Annotated in this window: 5 protein-coding genes; all 5 read left to right on the top strand. The window is 66.5% G+C overall.

What is annotated here, in order from left to right; translation table 11 throughout:
• Positions 1-259 precede the first annotated feature (259 nt).
• The 5 genes from ACFWF3_RS26915 to ACFWF3_RS26895 all read left to right on the top strand — a co-directional run bounded on the left by ACFWF3_RS26915 (position 260) and on the right by ACFWF3_RS26895 (position 3,958).
• Positions 260-1,126 (top strand): thioesterase family protein, encoded by an 867-nt coding sequence (locus ACFWF3_RS26915; RefSeq protein ID WP_379316156.1) that lies wholly within the window; start codon positions 260-262, stop codon positions 1,124-1,126.
• Between the two features lie 28 nt (positions 1,127-1,154).
• Positions 1,155-1,973 carry a pyrroline-5-carboxylate reductase gene (gene proC, locus ACFWF3_RS26910; RefSeq protein WP_378634139.1) on the top strand — a complete coding sequence of 273 codons (819 nt, stop codon included), beginning with the start codon at positions 1,155-1,157 and terminating at the stop codon, positions 1,971-1,973.
• Positions 1,974-2,117: 144 nt separating this feature from the next.
• On the top strand, positions 2,118-2,399 hold the full coding sequence (locus ACFWF3_RS26905; protein WP_378902047.1) for a helix-turn-helix domain-containing protein: 282 nt from the start codon (positions 2,118-2,120) through the stop codon (positions 2,397-2,399).
• A 188-nt stretch (positions 2,400-2,587) separates the two neighbouring features.
• A complete protein-coding gene (locus ACFWF3_RS26900; RefSeq protein ID WP_003402602.1) occupies positions 2,588-2,689 on the top strand; it encodes a 30S ribosomal protein bS22 in 102 nt (33 codons plus the stop codon).
• A gap of 234 nt (positions 2,690-2,923) precedes the next feature.
• Entirely contained in the window at positions 2,924-3,958 is a 1,035-nt protein-coding gene (locus ACFWF3_RS26895; protein ID WP_378991038.1) for an NAD-dependent epimerase/dehydratase family protein, read from the top strand.
• Positions 3,959-4,054 lie beyond the last annotated feature (96 nt).

Genomic DNA, 4,054 nt, shown 5'->3' with positions numbered 1-4,054 from the left:
GCCTCCAGGGCCCCGCTCGAGCGCGCCAGCGCTCCAAAAACACAGCCCCCAACTATCCCGGACTCGGTAACCCCGATGCGTCACCTGCTCGAACCTCGATGTGTCACCACCTGCTCGAATCCCGATGTGTCACCACCTGCTCGAACCTCGATGTGTCACCACCTGCTCGAATCCCGCCCCTGCCCAGCGCGGAATACACCGGCCATCACCAAGCTTGTACGCTGTACGAACTGCTGTGGCCCCCCGACCAGGAGTGACGATGACGCGAGAACTCGCGACCGACGCGCCGTTCAGTCAGGTCCTCGACCTGACCGAGCTCACCACCACCGATGCCGAGACCGGCCGCTACGCCGGCGTCATCGCGCCCACCTGGACCATCGGCCCCAAAGTCCACGGCGGCACCATGGTCGCGGCCACCGCCGCCGCGGCGACCCGCTGGCTCACCGAGGCCGACGAATCGCTCGCCCAGATGGCGCCCATCGCGGCCAGCACCGACTTCCTCGGCGCCCCCGACCCCGGTGAGGTCGAATACGCGGTGCACATCCGCAAGAAGGGCCGCCAGATCTGCCTGGCCGACGTGGACCTGATCCAGAACGGCCGCACCCTCGTCCGGACCGCGTTCACCTTCGGCCACCTCGACTCCACCGAGACGCGCTGGAGCGGCCCCGACACCGACATGCCCGCCGAGCCGGTCGACGAGGCGTTCCGCTACTCCGCCGATTCGCCCATGGGCAAGATCGTGCACGTCAGCCAGGGCGCCCACATGGTGATCGACCCGACCTGGGGTGAATTCCTGCGCGGTGAGACCGGCCCGCCCCGGCTGCGGCTGTGGATCCGCCCGTTCGACGGCGACGAAGCCGATCCGCGGGCCCGCGCCGCCTTCGCGATGATGGCCGCCGACATCAGCCCGCCGGTGCCGATGAACCTCGGCCACTTCGGTTGGTCGCCGACCGTGCAGATGACCACTTATCTGCGCCGTGTCCCCGCGCCCGGCTGGCTGCGCGTCATCGCGACCGCCCGTGAGGTCGGTGAGCGGATGTTCGACGAGGACCACCTGGTCATCGACTCGACCGGTGCGGTCGTCGCCCAGAGTCGCCAGCTGGCCCTGATCCCGGCGGCACGCTGACGCCACCGGGCCAACTAACCTTGTCCTCATGACGAGAATTGCGGTGGTCGGTGGCGGTCGGATCGGTGAGGCGCTGGTGGCCGGATTGCTGGAATCCGGTCGGGCGACCAAAGATCTGGTCGTGGTCGAGCCGATCGCCGCGCGCGCCGCGCAGCTGGCCGAGCGCTTCAAGGTGCGGGTGAGCGGTTCGGTCGCCGACGCCGTCGAGGGCGCCGACATCGTGGTGATCGCGGTGAAGCCCGGCGTGGTCGACTCGGTGCTCACCGATCTGTCCAAGGCCGACCTCGACAACGGTCGCGATCAGGTGCTCGTCTCGCTGGCCGCCGGTGTCTCCACCGCCCGGCTGGAGTCGAAACTGCCCGCCGGTTTCCCGGTGGTGCGGGTGATGCCGAACACTCCGATGCTGGTCGGGCAGGGTATGAGTGTGCAATCGCCCGGTCGCTACGCCAAGCCGGAGCAGCTCGAGCAGGTCGGCGAGATGCTCGAAGCCGTCGGCAAGGTGGTGACGGTGCCCGAGGCGCAGATGGACGCGGTCACCGCGGTTTCCGGATCGGGACCGGCGTATTTCTTCCTTGTCGTCGAGGCGATGATCGATGCGGGCGTCGGCCTGGGCCTCACCCGCGAGGTGGCCAGCGAACTGGTCGTGCAGACCATGATCGGTTCGGCGGCGCTGCTGGACGAGACCGGGCAGAGCGCGGCGGAGCTCCGTGCCGCGGTCACCTCGCCCGGTGGTACCACCGCCGCGGCACTGCGTGAACTCGAACGTGGTGCGCTGCGCTCGACGTTCACCGAGGCGCTACACGCGGCCAAGCAGCGGTCCGCCGAACAGGGCGCAACGAACGAGTGACAAACGGGTACCCGGTTTGAAAACCGATTTCTCACACCCGTCGCAGTAATCCCACTGGTCCCGCTAAGCTCGTAGAAGCACGTGCGTGTCTGTTCCGCTGGTGGGGAAGCCGGCGGCGCGGGCGTGCCGGAGGTCAATGGTGCCATGATGTCTGCGAACAGAATGTCAAGTAATCCATCGGCGTCGGGCGGTGGTTCGGGTTCGCCCGGGCCGCGGGTCGGCGCCACCCCGCAAACGGTGATCGGCGGTGGCACGCAGTTTCTCACCGTCGCCGAAGTCGCCGATCTCATGCGGGTGTCGAAAATGACGGTGTACCGGCTCGTGCACTCGGGTGAACTGCCCGCGGTGCGTGTCGGACGCTCGTTCCGAGTGCACGCGAAGGCGGTGCACGACTACCTGGAGACGTCGTACTTCGACGCCGGATGACGTAGTTCGGCCAGGTACAAGGGCGGTTTCGTTGCTGCTCGGGTGCCCCGGTAGCATGGACAACTGGTTCGTGTCCGCCTGCCGGTGGCACCGTTCGTGGTGTCCGGTTGCCCCGGCGGCGCGGACGCCAAACGACGCACGTGAACACCGCGTGTGTATGCCGAGTAGAGAGAACGCGAGGAAACCCTATGGGTTCTGTGATCAAGAAGCGCCGCAAGCGTATGTCGAAGAAGAAGCACCGCAAGCTGCTTCGCCGCACGCGTGTTCAGCGGCGCAAACTCGGCAAGTAAGCCTGCGTACCGCGACGAGCCCGTCACCTTCGAGGTGGCGGGCTCGCGCTGTGAAATACGCGGGTTTGTGAAGCTCATCGGTCGAGGACGGGTCGCCGATGTTAAAAGCTTGTAGATCGTGACGGCGAGTGGCGCAAATGCGGCTACTCTGGTACGCGAAACACGATGAGCAGGGGGCTTTGAGTGGGGTCAGGTTCGAGTTCCGATACACGGGAACGACACGCACCGAGAGTTGTGCTGGTCACGGGTGCCAGCCGCTTCTTCGGTGGCAATGTCGCGGCACGTTTGGCTGCCGAACCCGGCGTCGAACGTGTCATCGCGGTGGATACCGTCACTCCCAGCCGTGAGCTCCGGCGAAAAATGGGTAGTGCCGAGTTCGTGCGTGCCGATATCCGGAATCCACTGATTCGCAAAGTCGTCGAGGGCAACGACGTCGATACCGTCGTGCACGCGGCTGTGCTCACCCGTCCGCCCGCCGGTGGCGGTCGCGCGGTGATGAAGGATCTCAATGTCCTGGGCGCGATGCAATTGCTCGCCGTGTGTCAGAAAGCGCCGACGGTGCGCCGCGTGGTGGTGCGATCGTCGTCGGCGGTGTACGGCTGCAGTGCCAAGGATCCGGCGAAATTCACCGAGGAAATGGGCGCGCGCACTCCGCCCGCGGGGTGGTTCGCACGCGACATGATCGATATCGAGGCGCTGGTCCGTGGAATGGCAAGGCGCAGGCCCGATATTTCCGCATCGATTCTGCGTTTCGCGCCGATCGTCGGTCCTCGCCTGGCCGATCGGGGCGTGCAATATCTGCGTTCGCCGATCACCCCGACCGTTCTCGGTCGCGAAGCCCGACTGCAATTGCTGCACGAGGAAGACGCGGTCGCGGTGCTGGTGCACGCGGCGCAGCGTGCACACGGTGGCACGGTCAATATCGCCGGTGACGGCGCGCTGGCCATGTCGCAGGCGATCCGCCGTGCCGGGCGTATCGTCGCGCCGGTTCCCTTTTTCGTCTTCCGCACGGTCGGTCGCTCGCTGATGGGCCCGATCATGCGCGGATTCAGTGGCGAACAACCCGACTATTTCTACTTCGGCTGCGGGCTCGACACCACCCGTATGCGAACCGAACTCGGCTTCACCCCACGCTGGACCACGGTCCAGGCGTTCGATGACTTCATCGCGGGCGCAGCGTTGCGGCCCGTCTTCGATCCGGCTTGGATCGACGCCGCGGAACACAAACTGCTCGGCCTCATCGGGGCCGGTACAGGAGCGCGTACATGAACGAGGGAGCGAAAGTCATTCGTCTCGACGTGAATGTCGAGACCCGGCAGCGACCGCAGACCCGGCGATGGCCGGACCAGCCGACGCAGGCGATGC

It is taken from the genome of Nocardia sp. NPDC060220 (genome assembly GCF_042727815.1).
In the GTDB taxonomy this organism is placed as follows: Bacteria; Actinomycetota; Actinomycetes; order Mycobacteriales; family Mycobacteriaceae; genus Nocardia.
Note: the sequence above shows the minus strand (reverse complement) of the source record. Positions and strands in the feature narration are given on the sequence as shown.

Excerpts from the sequence above, each read along its gene's own strand:
- ACFWF3_RS26915 (WP_379316156.1), top strand. The coding sequence starts at position 260 with ATGACGCGAGAACTCGCGACCGACGCGCCGTTCAGTCAGGTCCTCGAC.
- proC (WP_378634139.1), top strand. The coding sequence starts at position 1,155 with ATGACGAGAATTGCGGTGGTCGGTGGCGGTCGGATCGGTGAGGCGCTG.
- ACFWF3_RS26905 (WP_378902047.1), top strand. The coding sequence starts at position 2,118 with ATGATGTCTGCGAACAGAATGTCAAGTAATCCATCGGCGTCGGGCGGT.
- ACFWF3_RS26900 (WP_003402602.1), top strand. The coding sequence starts at position 2,588 with ATGGGTTCTGTGATCAAGAAGCGCCGCAAGCGTATGTCGAAGAAGAAG.